We start from the raw sequence: 21567 nt of genomic DNA on the forward strand, positions 1-21567 counted from the left end.
CTTTATTACGGCGATACCATCAGCCGATGGTCACCTTCATGCTCCTCGAAGATGATGCCGTCCTGTTTGTATTTTTTCAATATAAAAAACGTCTTCGTCGACAATACCGCATCGATCGGAGAAAGCTTATTGGATACGAACGAGGCCACTTCCTTCAGGTTCTTGCCCTCGATCTCCACCAGCAAATCGTATGCTCCGGACATGAGGTACACCGACTTCACTTCCGGGTACAGGTAGATGCGCTCCGCAATCCCCTCGAAGCCGCGTCCGCGCTCAGGTGTAATCTGAACCTCGATCAAGGCCGTCACCTTCTCATCGTCCACCTTGCTCCAGTTCACAACTGTCGCGTATTTCACGATGACATGGTCCTGCTCCATCGCGGCAATCGCTTGCTTCACTGCCTCTACCGGTTCGTCCAGCATGGTCGCGATCAGCTCCGCGTCCCTGCGGGCGTCTTCCTTCAGCAGCTCCAAAACCTTCAACTGTAGTTCGTTCATGCGAAAACTCCTTCCAGCTCGCCTGCGGTTATAAAGGCTATTTTACAACGAATCAACCCGCTCTGCAAAGAGAATTTGAAACCTCTTCTTAACGACTTTCAGGAGCAAGTTTAATTTTCTTACATGGTTTTCACATATTCACAGCATGTATTTAACAATTCCTTGCTACAGTTAGGACAAACAGCCTATCCAAAAGGAGCCACAATGATGACATCCACGCCGATAATCACCTATACGCCCCGATTTTGCGATAACGAAACGATCGCCAACAAGCTTATTTTCCAGGTTCGCACCGGACAGCTTACGCCAGACGATATGGACGGTCTGCAGGACCGCTGCCGGACAGAGCTGCACGAGCTTCGCCAGGAGCTGAACACACTGCTTGGCGAGCTTCGCGCTTGGCTTGCTCCCAAGCAGCTCCCTCACGAGAACGTGGAACAAGCCTCCGCCGCCTAGGGCACCAGGCTAATAGAGCCATGCCTAGCCGTTACACGGCCGCTGCAGGAGCGCGCACCGCCTCAGCGCCGGCGGCCTGAGCCGAAGCTTCAAGCTTCCCTTCCCGCTCAAGCACACGCAGGAACGCACCTGCCACTGCCGGGTCGAATTGCGTGCCGCTATGCCTGCGAAGCTCCTCTGCTGCCGTCTCAATCGCAAGCTTCGCTCGATAAGAACGGTTCGTGGTCATGGCATCAAATGCGTCCGCCGCCGCCAGTATGCGCGCTCCAAGAGGAATGGCTTCACCCTTCAGTCCATGGGGGTATCCACGCCCATCGAACCTCTCATGATGATGGCGCACCATATCCGTTATGCCAAGCTCCGACAGCCTTGCTATATTTTTAATAATGTCGTAGCCGGCTTCCGGATGCTGCTTCATGATGGCGTATTCTTCCTCCGTTAGACGCGACTCCTTACCCAGAATGGCCTCCGGTGTGCCGATCTTGCCGATATCGTGAATGAGTCCTGCAAGATACACCGCCTCAGCCTGCTGCTCCGAGTGCCCCAGCTCCAGCGAGATGGACTTGCCGTACTCCGCTACATTGCGGGAATGGAACGCCGTGTAGGGATCTCGAGTATCAATGCTCTTCGCAAAGGAAAGCATTGTATCCATGAACAGCTCCTCATATTGCTCCTTCTGTTGGAAATGACGGCGCGACACCGTAACGATACGCCGGGTAATAAGCATCAGCGCAAAAAAAGCTCCCACCGGCAGCACCGTCATCCACATCCAGCCGCACACCGCAGCAATGAGCCCGGACAGCGCCGCAGCCCCGGCAAGAAATGCCGTTACCGGCATTCGCATCAATCCTATGTAAATCGCCGGGATAGCGAACAGCGCAAGCAAATAAGGGTTAGGGATGAATACATTCACAGCTACGCTTGCTGCCGCAATAGCGATATAACCTGACCAGAACATGGTATAGTGCAGGGGCGACACCGGACAAAACTTAGTCCCTTCCGAAGTCGTACAATTACGCAAAGCTTCCTTGCCGGATATTTCCACTCCGTTCACCTGCCATTCTATGACTTAAGACTCATTATAAAAGATTTTCCCGCAATAGCAACATTATCCTTTGGACAAGCCAAATGAGAAAAAGACCCCGAAGGGTCTTAATCAGGCATGCTGGCAGCCTTACATATACATTGGCTGCTGATGGCCCTGCTGGTTCTGATTGCCATTCATCATGGCGCCATGCGGCATCATGCCGCCCAGCTTCTGCTGCAGCTGCTGCTGCGTCTTCTGTGCAGTCTGCTGGTAATGCTGCGCCTGCTTGTCCAGCTCTTGGCGAAGAGCCGGGGACGCCGCGTTGTACATATTGCTTTGCTGCATCGCTTGGAACAGCTGTCCTTGCGCTCTCAGCGTGTTGTCCAGCAGCTTGGTGAACAGTTGCCGAATGTCGGGACATGTTGACTCTGTTGCGGCCGTTGCATATTCGCGAACAACGCGTTTTAGATCTGCAAGCACGGTTGACGCCAAATCCTCTTCATTCATGAGATGCTGCGGTTGTTGAGCTTGTTGGTGCTGCATCGTAATTCCTCCTTCAGTTGTTATTGGGGCTGTGTAGGCGCAATTTGCTGATGGTGCTGAATAGCATGCATAAGCGAATCATAATGCTGCTGATGCTGCTGGATCATTTGGGTGCAGCAGTCGCGAATCGCAGGCGATGTTGCTATGGACACAACAGCAGCGCATTGCTTCATGAGCAAATCCTCGTTGGACATGGAATCGGCAATATACTCCAGCTCTTTGGCCGTCATAGGCTGAATCATCGGTTTTCCCTCCTGTACATGAATAGATGCTTTTTAGTGCCTTTTGTATTATGATCCGAAATTTGTTTTTTATGAGCCGCTTCCCGATAATTCGAATTTCCCGGAATCGCTCAGCGCCATCTTTACCTTTACTTCTAGCTGACTGGACTCAGGCTTCCATTCCGTATCCTTTACCTTCTGCTTCCAATATCCATTATGGTATCGGTACAAATGATGCTCCAATCCAAACAGATCCAGCTTGCGGCTTACGCCATACCTGTAGGTCGATTCGATCTCTTGGGTAACGTCACTTTGGATGCTGCTCTCGATCTCCAGCTTGCTCATTTCTCCGTCCATCTCGGCGACATAGCCTTGAATTTGGAGCGTCAGCTCGAATCGCTCCGGCTTCTCGAGGCTTGCGGCGCGCAGCTTCAGATGAGATTGAGTAATCACAATCGTTGCGGAAGTCCCGTTTCGCTCAGCTGTCATGAACACACGCTCGAAGGATTGGCTTGCCCATCTAATCCCCCTTATTTCCTCTTCCGGCGCATATCCCTTGTAGTCATAATCATGCACCACATATACGCCGCCAATAAGCTGTGTATTCATGGGCTTCTTGCCATGCCTCCAATAGGCTTCGCTTGCCGTCATGGCAGGCAGCATGGCGCATTCTGCCGGCTCCTTCAGCTGCCGCACGAAGCTTTGCATCGTTTGGGCTTTAATGAATGTGTAGTCCTCCTCATGGGGGCTCGGCAAATACATCAAGCTGTTCAAGGGCGATTGAAAAAAGAAGCTTTCTGTATTAAACAGCTCCTCAAACGGCACCTTGGTGCCGTAAATAAACGTTGTGTATCTGGAAGCTCTATGACGGTTAAGACCGTCTAATATATCCGTAAGCTGGCTCATCGCCCTCTCCTGAACAACAATCGTTTTGAGATGCTCCAAGTTCAAAGTTAAGTAGCTGCTTCGGCTTAAAGCATGGACAGCCATCAGCACCGAATTGCCCGTGGCCTTGCCTATCCATACCTGATTGCCGTCCCCTGGCGGAGAGTCCGTCTTGGCAATAGACGAGAAATTGAGCATTTGCGCATAAATGGTATATTGGCCGTCCTTGTAATCAATGCCGATAGCCGAGACATAGCTTACATCCTGCAGGTTGACCTCGTCCCAGCAGCCTGGCATAAGCAAGACAATCAGTACCAAGCCGATCCAGGCCATCCACCTCCGCCGCGAGATCATGTTTTTTTCCTTCTTGAAGAGGAGGTATCGGCAAACTTCCATGGCAGCTGGATCAACGCGGCCAACCCCTTATAACGGAAGGGTGCCAGCGGCGTCAAATAAGATTGGCCAAACGACTCCAGCGTACAGATATACAGCAGCAGGCCGAACAAGCCGACAAAAAAACCGAACATGCCAAACATGGAGGCAAGTATCAGAATGACGATTCGCATCAGTGTGACAGAGCCTGCAAGCGATTGGTTAACCAGCGTGAAGGTGGATACGGCTGCTACGGCTGCTACGACGAGCATGGTAGGAGAGGTCATGCCAGCTCGAATTGCAGCATCCCCAATGATTAGCCCGCCCACCACGGATACCGTCTGGCCTACGGGCCGCGGCAGCCGAACACCCGCTTCTCGGAACACCTCGAACAAGGTCAGCATCAGGAACATTTCCATCGTGGCGGACATAGGCAGTCCAATCCGAGCCATCGTAACGGTTGCCAATAAGGTGAATGGAATTTGATCCGTATTGTAGGAGGACAACGCAATCCAGAAGCCCGGCAGCAGCAGCGCCAGTATAAGCCCCAGCAGTCGGAGCAGCCTCTCCAGAGTAACGAAATAAAAAGGCAGATGCGCGTCCTCCGGAGATTTGATGAGCAGCATTAAATTGCCGGGACCGATCAGTGAAGCCGGCGTACCATCGACAATGATCGCGAATCTCCCCTTCATAAGTGATTGGACGACAAAATCAGGTCTGCCTATGTAATCCAGCAGCGGGAACAAGGCAAGCGGCCTGTCGGACAGCAGCTCCTCCAGCTCGCCTGCTCCGTTCAATGATGGAATATCGATGAGCCGCAGACGTCTTCTGGCTTCATCCACCAAGCCTTCCGGCGTATAATTCGGCATATGAAGCAGCGCGATCTCCGTCTGGGATTCCCTTCCCAGCTTCATATATTCGATATGCAGGTTCGGCGTCCGCAGCCGCTTGCGGATCAGCGCTACGTTGGTAGATAGCTGTTCGACGAAGCCGTCTCTCGGGCCCTTGACCGACAGCTCCATCGTTGATTCCTCGAGACTTCTGGACGGCTGATTCGAAATGTTGTATTCATAGAAGCTGTTGTCGTCGGAGAACGTGATGATCACACTCCCGGCGAACAGCCTGGCGAATAAATGAGCGGACTGCTCTGATTCCAGCCTCATAAACGCCTTCCGAGGATGATCAACGAAAGTCGTGGATGGCTTGTCAGAAGGATATGGCCAGTTCTCCAGCAAGGGGAGCAGGCTCATATGGTACAGCTTGCTGTCAATTAAGCCGTCGCAATAAAACAACCTTGCCCGCAGCCCCTCGCTGCCGCCCACCGCAATCGTATGCTCAAATACATCCTCGCATGGCTCCAATTGCCGACGAAACGCTTCTGGATCCAGGATTTCATCATGCAGGCTGCTCTTCAGCGCCTCCTGGTCGATGTTGTGGCTGTCCATCATGATCCCCCCTCTTCCTCAAGAAGCTTGCCGCATACAGCAGCAGCACAAGGCTTATTGTAAGAATGCCATACCACTTATAGACGTGGAATATAACATTGGTATACAGGATCATATGATGAATACCAAGGTAGGCTAGACCTGCGAGACCTATGCCAAGCAGCATGTAGCCTATCCATGGTCTCTTCATTCGCTTGATCGAGCTGTATTCCACAATCAGATAAAGAGCCAGGGATATTCGAATCAAGGCGCCGGAGAGCCATTGATAGATGGCAAAAAAATCAACATGCTCAAAATATTTGCCGATCGAGACCAGCCTCCACTGCGCAAAAGCCGGATATCTCATCTTCTCCGCCTCCACAGGACCAAATTCTGAGATGGCCCCCATGACGGGACCTACAGCCAGCAGAGTCAGAAACAGCACAAGAAGGATCAGATGCTTTCGCTTGTAGGAGCCTGTCACATGATGCTGGAACAGCAGCACATAAACAAATTCACTGAACGACGTCAAGCCATATACCACAGCTTGCATAACAGGCGCCGGTCCATTCTCCAGGATAGGAAGCAGGTACAAATAATCCTTGTGCGGAATATTGGCTGCCATAACGAATAGCCCCAGACCGGAAACAATGAGAAGGAGAATACAGCTCAGATACGCGATGGAGCGCAGCCCCTTATGTGCCGCGTACAGGCATAGGGTTAAAAAAACAACGCTGATAATAACCGTTGGCGTTCTAGGCAAATAAGTAGTGCCAGCCCAGGAGGAGCTGATGATGAGCGTCTCCGAACACGCCCAAATAAGCAGAATCATGAAATAAATCATGATGATTCGCACAACCCATGGAGGAAGATGCTCCTTCAGCCACACATCGAACCTCTTGCGCTTCAGCTTGCTCAGGAGCGATGTGAAGGGAACCAGAAGCCACGGCAGGATGATAAGAAGTGAGATGGGCACAACCATCCAGGCGTCTCGTTTGGCGCTGTCCAGCAATAGGGGGCCTAACAGAACATGATTGATGAGGCCAACCGACAATGCGATCATCGCTATTGAAGGGAAAATTCCGAATTTTTTGATTGAAGACATAACAGGCATTCACTTCCTTCCAACCAAAGGTTGCCCAGAAATGAATGCCTGAATGCATAATAGAGGAAATAGAGAATGGCTTGTGGTTTGTGGAAAATAATTAAAAGATGTCCATGCTCAAATACCGCTCTCCGGTATCTGGAGCGATGCAAAGCACGCGTCTGCCAGGGCCCAGCCGTCTCGCGACCAGCATGGCCGCCCATACCGACGCTCCGGAGGACGGACCAAGCAGCAGGCCTTCTTCCCTTGCCAGCCTTCGCATCGTGCCCAGCGCGTCATCATCGCTAACCCGTATAATTTCGTCATAGACCGACGTATTCAGGATCGCGGGCACGAAGCCTGGACTAGTGCCAACCAGCTTATGAGGACCTGGCTTGCCGCCGGACAGAACAGGAGAGCCCTCCGGCTCTACGACGGCGATATGAATGCCGGGCAGCAGCTCCTTCAGCGTCTCGCCGGTGCCTGTTACCGTGCCGCCGGTGCCTGCCGTAGCGATAAACGCGTCAAGCCTGCCATCTGTTTGGTCCATGATTTCGAGCGCCGTGGTCCGGCGATGAATATCCGGATTGGCTGCATTCTCGAATTGATTCGGGATGAAGCTGCCCGGCTTCTGCGCCCGAAGCTCCTCTGCCTTGCGAATGGCGCCCGGCATACGTTCAGCAGCCGGCGTCAGCACCACCTCAGCGCCATAAGCCTTCAGCAGCTTGATCCGCTCCGAGGACATATTGTCCGGCATGACAAGAATCAGTCTGTAGCCCTTGGCTGCGGCATTCATGGCCAGACCAATGCCGGTATTGCCGCTTGTCGGCTCGATAATGGTATCTCCAGGACGAATCAGCCCGTTACGCTCCGCCGTATCGATCAGGGAGAAGGCGGCTCGGTCTTTGACGCTGCCGCTTGGATTGAACCTCTCCAGCTTAACGCACACGTCCGCGGCGCCCGGCTCCGCCATTCTGTTGAGTTGAACGACCGGCGTCGCGCCGATCAGCTCCGAAATAATGGATGCTACTTTTCCCATAATGACTACCTGCTTCCGTACTTACTTTTGCTACGCTAACATGTGCTGCTGCATCGGCTCCGACTACAGCTTCGCCATGCGGCGCCTCGTCCCTTAGGAAGGAACGCATGAACCACCAGCCCGCGATCGGGACAACCCCGACTCCCAGCATAAGCCAAGTAATCGCGAGCGGAGAGTCCGTGCGGGGCAGCACAATCAAATATGCGATCAAACCAATGATTCTTCCCGTTGTGAGCGCTGCCTCGCGCAGCACGATAAATTCTTCCCTGTTCCTTGCGCTTTCCTGGGACTGGCCGATCACATCGAATACGCGAGTGGTCATTGGAATAATATACAGCGGGATAAACAGGGACGTCCCGATACCGAACAACAGCAAGGTCAAATACGACACCTGCCAGAACAACGGCAATATGACAGCCGCAATCATAATAACGCCAGCCAGCATGGCCCATCGCCGCTTCATCTTGGCCATCAGCTTGCCCACCAGCCAGAAGCTGACCAGGGATACCAGCGATACAATAAGCGAATAGGTGCCAAGCCTGCTCTCATCACGGGTTGCCACATAGACCAGCAAGCCGACGAGGAACATAAATACACCCTCGCGAATACCTTGAGCTGCAATAGCAGGAAACAGCTTTCTCCATGGATTGCCTGGCTCCATCAGCTTGCGGAAGCCCATCATCCAGTGATACCTGCCTTCTCCGTGGCGCTTCTTGAGCCAGAAGCTCAGAATGACGCTGACCGAATAGATGGCAAGCGACAAGCCGAAGATGAAGCGATACCCTCTCTCCCCTTGCATGGAGGTAATGAGCAGGCCGGATATCCAGGGCGCCAATATGCCGGCGCCCGCGCCGAGCAGGCCCGCCCAGCCATTGTATCGGTCTCTAGTGTCGGGCTCCGTCACCTCGAAATAAACGACGTTAAACGCAAGCCAGAAAAAGCCCGATGCCAGGCCGTTCAGAATGCCGAGCGGCACAGACCATCGAATCGCTCCTTCGCCAAGCAGCAGCACCATACAATAGAAGAGGCCGGACAAGGCAATGCCAAGACGCAGGCTGTGCATCTTGTTGAACTCCTTCACCCACTTGCCTGCAAACCAGAAGGTTAATCCGCCCACCAGGTAATGAGCAAAGGTAAACCAGCCAATAAGCGAATACGAGCCGCTTGCCTTCCACAGATAGACGGGCAGGAACGTGCCGGACAAGGCGCTTGCAATGCCGAACAGCGCTTGAACAATCAACAGCAGAACCGCTTGCTTCTCCAATGCTTTTGCCACAACGAAACCTCCTTCGCGCCATACAGCTAAGCAGCTGCGCTAGAAACATTCGTTTTGTAACATACCCTGAAGAAGCATCGCCGATGCCCGTCCAAATATGGAAGGCAGCCTCCCGAGCTGGCCGCTGCCGTGATGGATTAGGAGCGCTCCGCCAGGCGGTTCAGCATTTCCTCCCGATCGTTCAAGCTAAGGAACGAGGACGTATGATAGCAGGCCGGACATACATACCATACGATTCGGAACGGATTAGGCACAATCGGAATACCGATCGCCTTCGATTCTGTTGGACGGAAGCCGGAATCGATCGTCTGCAAGCCGGCATCCAGCATATATTCCCTGCACGCCGGACATTCCGGCGCTTCCAGCTGCTCATCCAATATGCGTTGTATGACGCCTTCTGCCGCAAGTCTGCTGCGGCTGCCGCCCCGGAAGCCTTCTTCCTCCGAATAACGCTCGTCCTGCTCCTCATCCTCATCGAGCCAGTCCTCATCATCCTCCGAAGCATCCTGGTGTTGGGATGCGGATGAATCATCATCGCCTTCATCCCCATTCATACCGATCTGGAGGGAGCGATAACCTCCAAGCTCATTCTCGCAATGCGGGCAATGCGTCTCCGGCCCAATCTCCTCGTCCCATATAATTTCCGTTAAGCACCATTGGCAAATTTGCTTATCCTGCCCTTGTTCTGTTGACTCCGTTGGCCCCATAATCCTTATCTCTCCCTTATCCTTTGAGTTCCACTAATTCAACATTAAATAAATAATACCGCTCACAAAAAAAAGCACGGCGCACACAAGCAGCGTGACCCACAAATATTTCATATCCTTCAGAGTCCTCCAGCATTAGATAATAACAGTCGCTCCGATCACGTAGGACAACGCCACAGAGATAACCATCGCGATGAAGCCCACCGCTCGATTATCTCTTGCGATTTCCTCGTCAATACGGAATACAGGCGTCAGAAATTCAAACAGGAAATAAGCGATCAGCAGGATGACGAAGCCATAAGCTCCCCAGAGCAGGCTCTGGTAGATGGAGTCATTAGCTTCAATGGAAAAGCGGAAAATATTGCAAATGCCAAAAATTTTGCCGCCGGTAGCCATCGCAACGGACAAATTCCCTTTCTTAATCTCATCCCAGCACTTGTATTTGGTCACCAGCTCGAACACTGACAGAAACACAATCAGCGACAGCACCGTCACCGATACAAAAACCAAAGACGCGGCATAAGGATTGTCAAGCAGTCTGTCGATATCCGCTTCCATAGGATCCTCTCCCCACCGTTCGTTATTTCAATTCCGCTACGGTCACGCCGATGCCGCCTTCATTGTAGTCGCCGTTGCGGAAGCTCTTGACATGAGAATGCTTGCGCAAATATTGCTGTATGCCCGTACGAAGCACGCCTGTGCCTTTGCCATGAATAATGTAGACCTGGCCGAAGCCAGACAGGAACGATTCGTCCAGGAACCGGTCCACCTCCATGATGGCCTCCTCCAGATTTTCTCCGCGCAGGTCCAGCTCCATTCGAACATTGTCGTCGCGTGTTCGCTTCAGACTGGATGAGGCCTTTGGCTGTGGTGGCGCCTTCTCTTGAGGCTTCGCTTTCACCAGCTCCATATCGTCCAGGCTTACCTTCATCTTCAGAATGCCAAGCTGCACGGTCGCGTCGGAGCTGTGCATATCCACTACAATGCCTTTCTGATTCAGGCTGTAGACGATAACCTCGTCGCCAGGTCCAATCTTCTGCGGCTTCGCCGATCCCGCGCTTGGCTTCGATTTCTTCGGTCCTTTGGCTGCGGGCTCAGCCTCATCAAGCTTGCGCCTGGCTTCGATCAGCTTATGCTCCTTCACCGAAGCGCCTTCCTCCATCGCAAGCTTGCGCAGCTCCGCAATGATTTCCTCCGCTTCACGCTTCGCCTTGGCTACGGCTTGCCGCGCTTCCTCGTGCGCCTTCTCCAGCAGCTTTTCCTTCTGCTCCTCGAACCTCAGACGCTCCGCCTCGTGCTTTGCCCGAAGACGCTCCATCTCCAGTCGCAGCGTCTCCGCGCTCTGCCTCTCCGATTCCGCAGTCAGACGATTCTCTTCCAGAGAAGCGATCATGCTCTCCACACGCTGATCCTCTTCGCTGACTTCGCCCCGCGCCGTATCGATGATGGAGCGCTGCAGCCCAAGCCGCTCCGCAATGGCGAACGCGTTGCTCCGCCCAGGCACACCAACGAGCAGCCGGTAGGTTGGGCTTAACGTCGCGATATCAAATTCCATGCTGGCGTTAATGACGCCCTTCCGGTTGTAAGCGTACGCTTTGAGCTCGCTGTAATGCGTCGTTGCCACGATGCGGCTGCCGCGTGCGTGAATGTGCTCCAGAATCGCAATCGCCAGGGCAGAGCCCTCCGCGGGGTCCGTTCCGGCGCCAAGCTCGTCTAGCAGCACCAGACTTTTGGAAGTCATGGCATTCAGAATCCGGATAATATTGGTCAGATGGCTGGAGAAGGTGCTCAAGCTCTGTTCAATGCTCTGCTCATCCCCGATGTCTGCATAGATGGCGTCGAACACGCACAGCTGGCTGCCTTCCTCGGCAGGCACGAACAGCCCGGACATCGCCATCAGGCTGAGTAGGCCAATCGTCTTGAGGGACACCGTTTTGCCCCCTGTATTGGGTCCTGTCACGATGATCGCCGTGAACTGGTTGCCCAGCTCCACATCCAGCGGCACCACCTGATCCTTGTCGATAAGGGGATGTCTGCCTCGCTTCAGCTTCAGGAAGCCCCTGTCGTTCATGCGCGGCTGAGTCGCCTTCATCTCGTGCGCCAGTCTGGCTTTGGCGAACGCAAAGTCAAGCTGCGCCAGCAAATCCTGGTTGACGAGCAGCTCATCCACATGCTCCGAGGCCAGAGCGGTCAGCTTCTGCAATATTTTTTCGATTTCGCGCTGCTCCGCCGCTTTGGTCTCCCGCAGCTTATTGTTCATCGCTACAATGGCTTCCGGTTCGATAAACAATGTCGCGCCGGAGCCGGACTGATCATGCACCAATCCGCCGAAGCTTCCGCGGTACTCCTGCTTGACCGGGATGACGTAGCGGTCATTGCGCAGCGTGATGATGGCATCCTGCAGCATCTTCTGCACAGAGCTGGAGCGGATCATGGACTCCAGCTTTTCGCGGATGCGAGATTCCCCGGTGCGCAGCTCGCGGCGGATAGAGGCAAGCTCCGTACTCGCGCTGTCCATAACCTCCGCTTGCTCATCTATACAGCCGAAGATGGCATCCTCCAGCTCCTTCCTCTCGCCAATGCCTTCCGCAAGTGCGCTGAGCATTGGAATAGGATGATCCTCATGTATAAGCTCGATATGCTTCTTGATTCGCCGTCCGCCGCGCGAGCTGAAGGCAATCTCAAGAAGCTCCGCCGGATTAAGCGTGCCCCCAATTCGGGCGCGATGCAGCGGCGCACGAATATCGGCAATGCCGCCGAACGGCGCGCTGCCCTTGAGACGATCCGCTGCATAAGCCTCGTCTGTCGCCTGCAGCAGCAGCTTCACATCCTCCAGCCCCGTTACGGGCCGGAGCTCCTCCGCTCTGGCTTTGCCGAGCGTTGTGCTGGCGTGTCCGATCAATCTATTGATAATTTTAGGATATTCAAGCGTAGTCAATATTTTGGCGTCCAACAAATAACACTCCTCTCGCCTTTCTATTATATCCGAACCTTGAACCCGATGCACGAGGCGAGAACGCCTATAGCCGATCTGGCACCTGCATACATATTTTTTGCATGAGGGGCAACACTAATTCCGAATCAGCCCAGACTATCTTCACCTGATCCAGCTGGCATACCAATAAGATTAGGAGGAATTTGGCATATGACTTTTCTAGGACATGTTATTCGATTTATTGTAGCGGCGCTCGTGCTGATGCTCGTTGGCTTTATTGTTCCGCAATTCAGTATAGGGGGCTTCTGGAGCGCGGTGTTCCTTGCTCTTGTCATCTCTGCTCTTGCTTGGATTGTTGAAGGCATATTCGGCAAGCGTGTTACGCCGTTTGGACGCGGGATTGTCGGTTTTCTGGCCAGCGCAGCCGTGATCTGGATTGCGCAATTTATCGTCGGCGATGTCACCGTCACGTGGCTGGGAGCCATTCTGGCGGCGCTTGCGATCGGGATTATCGACCTGTTTATTCCGGTCAGCACCCCATATGAAGCCGGCAGACGGAACGGCGGGCATCACGACCGCTAACGGCAAGCTTGTATGGGACCGAGCAACTGACGAACAGCCCTCCTCTGTCCACTGCGGGCAGACGAGGGTTTTTTACTCCGATTTCGGTTGCCCGTTCGATATTCATTCAACATTTTGTCAAACTGTTGTCACGATGGGTTAGACTGTGTTTGTCTTTTTTCGGTTATGATGAGAATATAGTCAACAGAAGGGGGATACCGTTATGAACAAATGGATCGCTTACATCGCTGTGCTCGCGCTGACAGTCATGCTTGCAGCCGCTTGCGGCTCTAACAGTGTCAATACGACAACTACAGCTGCCGAAGACCTGGGGCCGCCAACCTCCGAGGTGGTCATTACGGCCAAGAACTGGGAGTTTGACCAGAGTGAATATACGATCAAAGCAGGCGAAACGGTCGGCTTGAAGCTGAACTCCGTGGACGGCGTGCATGGCGTCAGTATATTAAAAACGAATTACCGCATTGGCAACAACGAAACCGTGCCCGTCAAATTCGACAAACCTGGCACGTATAACATCATTTGCTCCATACCTTGCGGCAATGGACATGCACTTATGAAAGCAAAGCTCGTTGTGCAATAATAATACGAATCGAAGCCTCATCCCAGCGGACGAGGCTTCTTCGTTATGGCTAACCCTATATATCTGATGAATGGAGGAACGCACATGGCAGCACTTGAAGGACGAGTAGCGATAATCAGCGGCGGCGGCAGCGGCCTTGGCCGCGCTTGCGCTATTGCATTTGCCGAAGCCGGAGCTGAGGTCGTGCTGCTGGGCAGAAGGCTGGAGCGGCTGGAGCAGACGGCGGCCGTTGTCAGCGAACAGACCGGGCGGGAGTCTATGTTCATTCAAGCGGATGTTACGCAGGAGCGCCAAGTGGCCGACGCCGTAGCAGCCGCGCTAGCCGAGCATGGCCGTATCGACATCCTTCTGAATAATGCTGCCATTCTGGAGCCAGGCTCCGTCATGGAGCTTAGCGCCGAGGAATGGCAGAAGCAAATCGCCACCAATTTGACCGGTCCCTTCCTGCTAACCAAAGCGGTGCTGCCCAGCATGAGAAAACAGCAGTACGGCCGCATTATCAATATTACGTCTAGCTTGTCCCATAACGGCGCAGGAGGGTTCGCGGCTTACAGCGCGGCCAAGGCTGGCCTTGAATCCCTGACCCGCACCGTAGCGGATGAGGAGCATGAACATGGCATCCTCGTCAATCTCTACAATCCCGGCAGCCTCCGCAGCGAGATGCACGCTACCGGCAAGGACCCTGCAGTCGTCACACCGGATATTGTCAGGCTCGCAAGCCTGTCCCATGGCGGTCCGACGGGCACGATCCACTCCTATGGCTAGCAGCTAGAACGCGATTTACACACTGGCTGCAAGCAAAGGAACCAGCCGCTACTTGGCTGGTTCCTTTGCTTGCATTTCAATACTGCTGCTCCAAACCACGCTTCCAAGCACATTTAGACGTTTCTGGCACGTCTATTTGCTCCAAACCACGCTTCCGCACACATTTAGACGTTCCTGGCACGTCTATTTGCTCCAAACCACGCTACCGAGCACATTTAGACGTTTCTGGCACGTCTATTTGCTCCAAACCACGCTTCCGCACACATTTAAACGTTTCTGGCACGTCTATTTGCTTCAAACCACGCTACCGAGCACATTTAGACGTTTCTGGCACGTCTATTTGCTCCAAACCACGCTTCCGCACTCATTTAGACGTTTCTGGCACGTCTATTTGCTCCAAACCACGCTTCCGCACACATTTAGACGTTCCTGGCACGTCTATTTGCTTCAAACCACGCTACCGAGCACATTTAGACGTTTCTGGCACGTCTATTTGCACCAAGAGGTGAGCTACTAGCTGCTAGTTCAGCTCTGTTCAATCAGCTCGATCCACTCATTAAACTCCGTCTGCAGCTTGGAGTATTCAATCTTCAGCTTGCGATGCTCCTCGGAGAGCGCGTCGTGCTGAGCGGATAGACGCTCTACGCCCATCGCTGCCTCGTCGCGTTCGCGCTGGAGCTCGGCCAGCTGCTCCTCCCAATCGCCCTGCACGTCTGTAGCGGCAGCCGCTTCACTCATAGCAAGCTCCATCCGTTCCCGAAGAGCCTCCTCGTTCGATTCCAGCTCCTCCTTCAGGCGTCTCATACTGGAAGCTTCTTCCTCTAGCTTCGCCAGCTGCTCCTGGACATCCTCCAGCCGACGGCTGAGCGCTTCCGCTCGATCATTAGCTTCCTCCAGCATACCGCTGGCAATCCGTTCTCTTGCGGCGGTCAGCTCAAGCTGCTCGATCAGCTCCCCTTGCTTCGCACGTTCCTGCTCCACCTGTTGTGCCAGCTCCACAAGCTTCGCTTGTTCCCGCTCCACCTGCTGCGCTAGCTCTCCTTGCTTCGTGCGTTCCCGCTCTAACTGCTGCGTCAGCTCCCCTTGCTTCGCGCGTTCCTGCTCCACCTGCTGAGTCAGCTCCTGAGCGGTGACTTTCCACTCCGCGATCTTAGCTTCCGTCTCCTCATCCGCCAGCTGCAGCAGCTCGGCTTGTTCTTGCAGCTCTCGCCTTGCCGCCTCCAGCTTCTCATGGGCATCGCTTGCTGCGCGTTGAAGCTGTTCAATGCGCGCCTGCCATTCCCGCTCTACTGCTTCCTGCAGCGCCAGCTGCTCCAGACGTTCCCGCAGCTCCTCCTGGGATTGCTGCAGCTGCTCCCTCAGCGCCTGCTCCGCCGACAAGGACACCTCCAGCTTCTCATACAGCTCCAGCTCATCAGCCTTTATTTGCTCCAGCTTCGCGCTCAGCTCCTCTGCCTCAACGCCAAGCTTGGCGGCTGCTGCGCTTTGCTCCTGCGCGTGTGCCCGCGCTTGCTCCAGCTCCTCCAACAGCTCGCGCTCTCTGCCGCTAAGCAACTCCAGCCGCTCCTTCAGCCGCTGCTCGGCTTCAGATTGCGCCGCAAGCTTCGATCGGAGCTCTTCCTCCGCCAGTTGGCTCAGCTCTGACATTTCGTGCAGATCCTGCTCGGCCTTCCGGAGCTTCTCCGACCATTCCCGCTCCGCCTGAGCCCCAGCTTCCAGCTGATTGCGCAGCTCGCGAGCTTCATCCTCCTGCTGCTGGAGCTGCCGTTTCAGCTCGCCCTGTGCCGATTCCGCAAGCTCAAGCTTGGCAGACAGCTCTGTACGAAGCTCCGTATTCGCAGCCTCCATACCAGCCAGCCGCTCACGGAGCTCGCCGTCCGCCTGCTGGAGCAGCTCCAGCAGCTCCTGGGCCTCGCGCGCAGAAGACTCCTGCCGCTCCAGCTGCTCACGCAGTGCCCGCTCATTCGCCTCGCGCTCCGCCAGCTGCAATTTCCACTGCTGCTCGGCGGCCTTCTGCTGCTCCAGCAGCTCCGTCAGCTCCAGCTCCTTGAACGCCAGCTGATCAAGCTGCTCCGTGTAGCTTCTCTCCGCTTCTTCGGCAAGCGCAACACGCTCGGCTAAAGTGCGCTCTGCCTCCTGCTGGCGCTGAGACCAGCGGCCCCGTTCCTCAGCGAACTGCTCCGCCTGCTCGGCGGCATCGTTCAGCTGCTCTTGATAGGCCTGCGCTTCCTGCTGCAGCTGAGCCACGGACGTTCGCAGCGACTCCTCCTGTTCCAACGCCTGCGCAATTTGATCATCGGCTATAGCCAGCCGGTTCTCGAACGACTCCTTCTCAGATGCAGCAGCCCGCTTCTGCTCCTCCAGCTGTGCGAGAAGCGAGCGGCGCTCCTTGTCCCACTCCTCCGCCTCGGACCTGCCGGACTGCTCCAGCAGCTCCAGTTCCCGCTTCAGCTGTTCTTCCCGCTCCAATGAAGCAAGCTCCAGCTCCGATCGTGCTGCCGTTTTCTCCTCCTGCCATGCTTGCTCCCGGGCATGCCACTTCTCCTGCCATACCCGCTCTCGCTGCTCCCATCTGGCTTGCCATTCGCTCTCCAGCGTGCTCCTGGCTTCGTCCATCTCGCTTGCCAGCTTCTCAACCGCTTCCTTCTGCTGGGCTGCGTGCTCCTCCTGCAAGGCTTCCTTGCCTGCAGCATATTCCGCAGCCAGACCTTCAAGCTCGGCAGCATGCTCCGCCACCAGCTGCTCCATCTCTGCCATGTAGTGCAGAGAAAGCTTCTCCTTCTCTTCCGAGATGGCGGCGTTAAATCGCTTACGCTCCTCCTCCGCATGGGACGCCAGCTGATCACGCTCGAATTCCAGTGCCTTGATAGCGGCGTCATGCTGCTCCACCAGCTCCGCAATGGCCTTGTCCCGCTCCTGCTCCAGCTTGGCCAGCTCCGTCTCCAGCCGGCTCTTGAGCTGGATAAGCTCCGTCTTCTTCTCCTCCGTCAGCTGGTCTCTCAGGCGCGCCAGCTCCTGCTCATGCTCCGCCTGAGCCTGCAGCAGCCCTTGCTCAGCGGCTTTCACCTTGTCCTCTGCAGCTCCCAGCAGCGATGAATAATGTCCATCCGCCTGAGCCAGTCTCTCCTTCAGCTGCTTGTCGGCGCGCTCGCGAAGCTCGTTCAGGCTGTTCTCCGCCTCCAGCTTCGTCTGCTGCAGCTTCTCCGTCAGCTCATCATAACGGCGCTTCTCCGCCTCCAGCTGCTGCTTTACCTCAATCGCGCGCGCCTCTTCCTCCTGCAGGCGGGCTAGATCCCGGCGAAGACGGAACACATCCTCCGTCGTCTGCATCGCGCACAGCACGGCCAGCTTCTGATTGTCCAGCCTGGGATTTGACTTGGCGAGCTTCTTCATGCTTTCATCTATCGAGCTGGCTACGCGCCTCATATAATCGATATTGGAATGACCTTTAATTTTATATTGAATGCCATATATATCAACGGTTACAACGGTTTGCTCGTTATCCATGCTGGTCATATCCTCCAATCGTCCAAATCGCGGCCGTCTCATGGGGTTGTATAGCTTCTTTACACAAAAAAAACCGCATCGACGTTCGCTAGGAACTAATTCGATGCGGCTCCTTTTGTTTCCTGCCTACTTGCGCAATTCCGCGCCAAAAGATTGTTCGAATTTCTGTACGACTTGCCCGTGTACAGCCGTAACCTCTTCGTCGGTCAGCGTGCGCTCCGCATGACGGTATACGAGGGAGATTGCGACGCTCTTTTTGTCCGCTCCCAGACGCTCGCCCGTATACACATCGAATACGCGAACCGATTCCAGCAGCTCTCCGGCAGTCGCCCATGCAGCGTCTGTCAGGCTTCCCGCGGCAACTGCCGCATCAACCACAACGGCGATGTCACGCTCCATAGCGGGATATTTCGGCAGCGCCTTGTAAGCAATGTCACTGCTGGCTGCTTCGTAGAGCGCGTTCAGCTCCAGCTCCACCAGATAGGTGTCGGCCATATCCCATTCCACCTGCAGCGCCGGATGAAGCTGGCCCACATAGCCGATCACAACCTCGCCTGCTGGCGTATGAAGCGTTACCGATGCCGTTCTTCCAGGGTGAAAATGCTCCGGCTGCGCCGCCGCGTATGAGATGCTGCCGGACAAGCCCAGCGTCTCAGCGATTGTCTCCACAATACCCTTGGCATCATAGAAATCATAAGCCTCCGCCTTCGTATTCCACGAGGCCGCCGTCTTGTTGCCCGTCAGCAGCGCAGCGAAGCGATGCTTCTCCTGCGGAAGGCGCGTCAGCTGCTCCTCATCGGTATGGAAGACGCTGCCGATCTCGAACAGCGCGGCAGACTCGTTCTTGCGATTGCGATTGTAGACGGCCGTCTCCGTCAGCTGCGCAATCAGCGTCGTCCGGAGCACGCTCCGCTCCTCGCTCATCGGCATCGCAAGCCGAACCGCCTTCGCCTCGCTCGTCAGAGCCGGGAACAGCGATGTCCTGGCCGGGCTCGTGAAGGAATAGCATATCACTTCATGCAGGCCGGAGTCCGTAAGCCGCTTCCGCAGCTCGCGGCGAATCGACTGCTCCTTCGTAAGCGAGCCTGGAATGGCGTCGCCATGAATGAGCGTCGTCGGGATGTTGTCATAGCCATGCAGCCGCGCAACCTCCTCGATCAGATCCACCGCCCGTGTAATATCGCCTCTGCGGGTTGGCACTTCCACCACAAATACGTCATTGTCATGCAGCGTATAGGGGAACTGCAGGCGACCGAAGATGGAACGCACCTCCAGGCTTGTCAGCTCTGTGCCGAGATAGCTGTTAATCCGCTCCAGCGCAACCGTCACTTGCTTCGGCTCAGCCGCAGCAGCAATAGCTTCCACAATGCCTTGCGTGACAAACCCTTCGCCCAATTCCGCGATCAGCTTCGCCGCGCGGTTAAGCGCAGGAATGACGTTGGAAGGGTCCACTTCCTTCTCGAAGCGAATGCTGGATTCCGAACGCAGGCCAAGCTGACGGGATGTCTTGCGAATGGTGCCGCCATCGAATTTAGCGGACTCCAGCAGAATATTAACGGTTGAAGCGGTCACCTCCGTGCTTGCGCCTCCCATAACGCCAGCCAGCGCGATCGGCTCGCTGCCGTCTGTAATAACAAGCATATGCGGCTCCAGCTTGCGCTCTTGATCGTCAAGCGTGACGATCGTCTCGCCCTCGCGCGCCATCCGCACCAGAATGCGGCCGCCCGGCACCTTGTCAGCGTCGAACGCGTGAAGGGGCTGTCCGTATTCCAGCATGACGAAGTTGGTGACGTCGACTACATTGTTAATGGGGCGAACGCCCGCCGCCATCAGGCGATTCTGCAGCCATTGCGGAGACGGTCCAATCTGTACGCCTTTAATATAACGGGCAGCGTAATGCGAGCATTGCTCCCGCGCTTCAATACTCACCGATACATAGTCTGCGGTATCCGCTGCCGCATGATGAACGGACTCGCTTGGACGCTTCGCCTCGCGTCCAGTCAGCGCGCCGACTTCATACGCGACGCCCAGCATGCTGAGGCAGTCGGAACGATTCGGCGTCAGGTCCAGCTCCAGCACCTCGTCATCGATGCCCAGTACGTCGCCGATTGGCGTGCCCACCGGCGTTGCTTCCGGCAAGACGAGGATGCCCTCCTGCTGCTCCTTCGGCAGCAGCTTATCGTTCAAGCCCAGCTCCTTCGCGGAGCAGATCATGCCCTGCGACTCTACGCCGCGCAGCTTTGCGCGTTTAATTTTGAAATCGTCAGGCAATACGGCTCCGATAACCGCAACGGGAACCTTCTGGCCCGCGTCCACGTTTTTGGCTCCACACACAATTTGAAGCTCCTCGCCCGTGCCGACGTCCACCTTGCATACATTCAGCTTGTCGGCGTCCGGATGCTTCTCCTTGGACACAACATGACCCACTACGACGCCTGTGACGCCTTTGTTCCGCGATTCCACGCCATCAATCTCGATGCCGCCGCGTGTCATAAGCTCCGCAAGCTCCTCCGCCGCAATGCCGTCAAGCTCGATATATTCATTCAACCATTGGTAAGATACCTTCATTTGTTCTCGTCCCTTCTCTCTATCGTCACATTCTCGCGAATTGGCCCAGGAAACGCAGATCGTTGGTGTAGAAATGGCGGATATCGTCAATGCCGTATTTCAGCAGCGCGATTCTCTCTACGCCCATGCCGAACGCAAAGCCCGACACTTCCTCAGGGTCATAGCCGCCCATCTCAAGCACACGAGGATGCACCATACCGCACCCGAGAATTTCCAGCCAGCCCGTTCCCTTGCACATCCGGCAGCCATGGCCGCCGCATTGCACACAGGTCACATCAACCTCGGCGCTTGGCTCTGTGAACGGGAAGAAGCTGGGACGAAGGCGGATTTGCGCCTGCGCTCCGAACATTTGCTGCACGAATTGCAGCAGCGTGCCCTTCAGGTCGCTCATCCGAATGCCTTTCCCAATCACAAGACCTTCAATCTGATTGAATTGGAAGGAATGGGTCGCATCGTCGTCATCCCGACGATACACCTTGCCGGGGCAAATCACCTTCACCGGCGTCATGCCTTCCTTCGCCTTCATCGTCCGGACTTGAACAGGCGAGGTGTGGGTGCGCATCAGAATTTCGTCCGTCACATAGAACGAATCCTGCATATCGCGAGCGGGATGGTTCTTCGGCAGATTAAGTGCTTCGAAGTTGTAATAATCCGTCTCCACCTCGGGGCCCTCCGCAATGGAATAGCCAAGTCCCACGAATACATCTTCAATCTCTTGTGCGACCTTGTTCAGCGGATGGATCGCGCCTGTCGGCAGCTTCTTGCCCGGCAGCGTCACATCGATGGTCTCTGCAAGCAGACGGTTGTTCGTCTCTGCCTGCTGGAATGCCGCCGCTTTCTCTTCAATAACAGCCTCAATCGCGCCGCGCACATCGTTCGCAACCTGCCCGATGACGGGACGCTCCTCTGCGCTGAGCGCTCCCATGCCTCGGAGAATTTCCGTCAACGCGCCTTTTTTGCCCAAATATTTGACCCGCAGATCATTCAGCGCCTGCTGCGATTGTACCCCCTGCAGCTCCTGCAGCGCCTCGCCCCGCAGCTCCTCCAGTCTTTCCTTCACCTTCATCGCCTCCACAATAGTGTTCATCCACCACTCTAT

The 21567-nt window shown here is 55.2% G+C and carries 19 protein-coding genes; 4 read left to right on the plus strand and 15 right to left on the minus strand.

Going from position 1 to position 21567, the window contains the following annotated elements:
• Positions 1-5: 5 nt before the first annotated feature.
• Positions 6-497 (minus strand): Lrp/AsnC family transcriptional regulator, encoded by a 492-nt coding sequence (locus tag AB1S56_RS17385; RefSeq protein ID WP_340868189.1) that lies wholly within the window; start codon positions 495-497, stop codon positions 6-8.
• A gap of 204 nt (positions 498-701) precedes the next feature.
• Between AB1S56_RS17385 and AB1S56_RS17390 the strand changes: the two genes are divergently transcribed.
• Positions 702-953, plus strand: a complete 252-nt coding sequence (locus AB1S56_RS17390) for a hypothetical protein (RefSeq protein WP_340868191.1) — start codon at positions 702-704, stop codon at positions 951-953.
• A 31-nt stretch (positions 954-984) separates the two neighbouring features.
• Here the strand turns inward: AB1S56_RS17390 and AB1S56_RS17395 are convergent, their stop codons facing one another.
• The 11 genes from AB1S56_RS17395 to AB1S56_RS17445 all read right to left on the minus strand — a co-directional run bounded on the left by AB1S56_RS17395 (position 985) and on the right by AB1S56_RS17445 (position 12484).
• On the minus strand, positions 985-1998 hold the full coding sequence (locus tag AB1S56_RS17395; protein WP_340868192.1) for an HD-GYP domain-containing protein: 1014 nt from the start codon (positions 1996-1998) through the stop codon (positions 985-987).
• 129 nt (positions 1999-2127) lie between these two features.
• Positions 2128-2523 (minus strand): spore coat protein, encoded by a 396-nt coding sequence (locus tag AB1S56_RS17400; protein WP_340868194.1) that lies wholly within the window; start codon positions 2521-2523, stop codon positions 2128-2130.
• Positions 2524-2543: 20 nt separating this feature from the next.
• Entirely contained in the window at positions 2544-2765 is a 222-nt protein-coding gene (locus tag AB1S56_RS17405; protein ID WP_340868196.1) for a hypothetical protein, read from the minus strand.
• Positions 2766-2834: 69 nt separating this feature from the next.
• Positions 2835-3983 (minus strand): Ger(x)C family spore germination protein, encoded by a 1149-nt coding sequence (locus AB1S56_RS17410; protein WP_340868198.1) that lies wholly within the window; start codon positions 3981-3983, stop codon positions 2835-2837.
• Positions 3980-5449 (minus strand): spore germination protein, encoded by a 1470-nt coding sequence (locus tag AB1S56_RS17415; protein ID WP_340868200.1) that lies wholly within the window; start codon positions 5447-5449, stop codon positions 3980-3982. The genes AB1S56_RS17410 and AB1S56_RS17415 overlap by 4 nt, the downstream gene beginning before the upstream one ends.
• Positions 5397-6530: an endospore germination permease gene (locus AB1S56_RS17420; RefSeq protein ID WP_340868203.1), complete on the minus strand. Its 1134-nt coding sequence runs from the start codon at positions 6528-6530 to the stop codon at positions 5397-5399. Before AB1S56_RS17420 ends, AB1S56_RS17415 begins: the two co-directional genes overlap by 53 nt.
• A 100-nt stretch (positions 6531-6630) precedes the next feature.
• Positions 6631-7548 carry a cysteine synthase A gene (gene cysK / locus AB1S56_RS17425; protein ID WP_340868205.1) on the minus strand — a complete coding sequence of 306 codons (918 nt, stop codon included), beginning with the start codon at positions 7546-7548 and terminating at the stop codon, positions 6631-6633.
• Positions 7448-8824 (minus strand): MFS transporter, encoded by a 1377-nt coding sequence (locus tag AB1S56_RS17430; RefSeq protein ID WP_340868206.1) that lies wholly within the window; start codon positions 8822-8824, stop codon positions 7448-7450. The genes cysK and AB1S56_RS17430 overlap by 101 nt, the downstream gene beginning before the upstream one ends.
• Positions 8825-8961: 137 nt before the next feature.
• Positions 8962-9531, minus strand: coding sequence for a hypothetical protein (locus tag AB1S56_RS17435; protein ID WP_340868208.1), 570 nt, complete (start codon positions 9529-9531; stop codon positions 8962-8964).
• Between the two features lie 135 nt (positions 9532-9666).
• Positions 9667-10089 carry a DUF350 domain-containing protein gene (locus AB1S56_RS17440; protein ID WP_340868210.1) on the minus strand — a complete coding sequence of 141 codons (423 nt, stop codon included), beginning with the start codon at positions 10087-10089 and terminating at the stop codon, positions 9667-9669.
• Positions 10090-10111: 22 nt separating this feature from the next.
• The gene (locus AB1S56_RS17445) at positions 10112-12484 is read right to left on the minus strand and encodes an endonuclease MutS2 (protein ID WP_340868215.1); all 2373 of its coding nucleotides are present in this window, start codon (positions 12482-12484) and stop codon (positions 10112-10114) included.
• Between the two features lie 192 nt (positions 12485-12676).
• Here AB1S56_RS17445 and AB1S56_RS17450 point away from each other — a divergent pair, with 192 nt between their 5' ends.
• The 3 genes from AB1S56_RS17450 to AB1S56_RS17460 all read left to right on the plus strand — a co-directional run bounded on the left by AB1S56_RS17450 (position 12677) and on the right by AB1S56_RS17460 (position 14393).
• Positions 12677-13048, plus strand: coding sequence for a phage holin family protein (locus AB1S56_RS17450; protein ID WP_340868216.1), 372 nt, complete (start codon positions 12677-12679; stop codon positions 13046-13048).
• Between the two features lie 202 nt (positions 13049-13250).
• Positions 13251-13628 (plus strand): cytochrome C oxidase subunit II, encoded by a 378-nt coding sequence (locus AB1S56_RS17455; RefSeq protein WP_340868218.1) that lies wholly within the window; start codon positions 13251-13253, stop codon positions 13626-13628.
• Between the two features lie 84 nt (positions 13629-13712).
• Positions 13713-14393 carry an SDR family oxidoreductase gene (locus AB1S56_RS17460; protein ID WP_340868220.1) on the plus strand — a complete coding sequence of 227 codons (681 nt, stop codon included), beginning with the start codon at positions 13713-13715 and terminating at the stop codon, positions 14391-14393.
• A 525-nt stretch (positions 14394-14918) separates the two neighbouring features.
• Here AB1S56_RS17460 and zapA read toward each other — a convergent pair.
• The 3 genes from zapA to pheS all read right to left on the minus strand — a co-directional run bounded on the left by zapA (position 14919) and on the right by pheS (position 21528).
• On the minus strand, positions 14919-17900 hold the full coding sequence (gene zapA / locus AB1S56_RS17465; protein WP_340868221.1) for a cell division protein ZapA: 2982 nt from the start codon (positions 17898-17900) through the stop codon (positions 14919-14921).
• A 126-nt stretch (positions 17901-18026) separates the two neighbouring features.
• The gene (gene pheT, locus AB1S56_RS17470; protein WP_340868222.1) at positions 18027-20468 is read right to left on the minus strand and encodes a phenylalanine--tRNA ligase subunit beta; all 2442 of its coding nucleotides are present in this window, start codon (positions 20466-20468) and stop codon (positions 18027-18029) included.
• A 25-nt stretch (positions 20469-20493) separates the two neighbouring features.
• Entirely contained in the window at positions 20494-21528 is a 1035-nt protein-coding gene (pheS, locus tag AB1S56_RS17475; RefSeq protein ID WP_340868519.1) for a phenylalanine--tRNA ligase subunit alpha, read from the minus strand.
• Positions 21529-21567: the final 39 nt, after the last annotated feature.

This window comes from Paenibacillus sp. PL2-23 (genome assembly GCF_040834005.1).
Lineage (GTDB): Bacteria > Bacillota > Bacilli > Paenibacillales > Paenibacillaceae > Pristimantibacillus.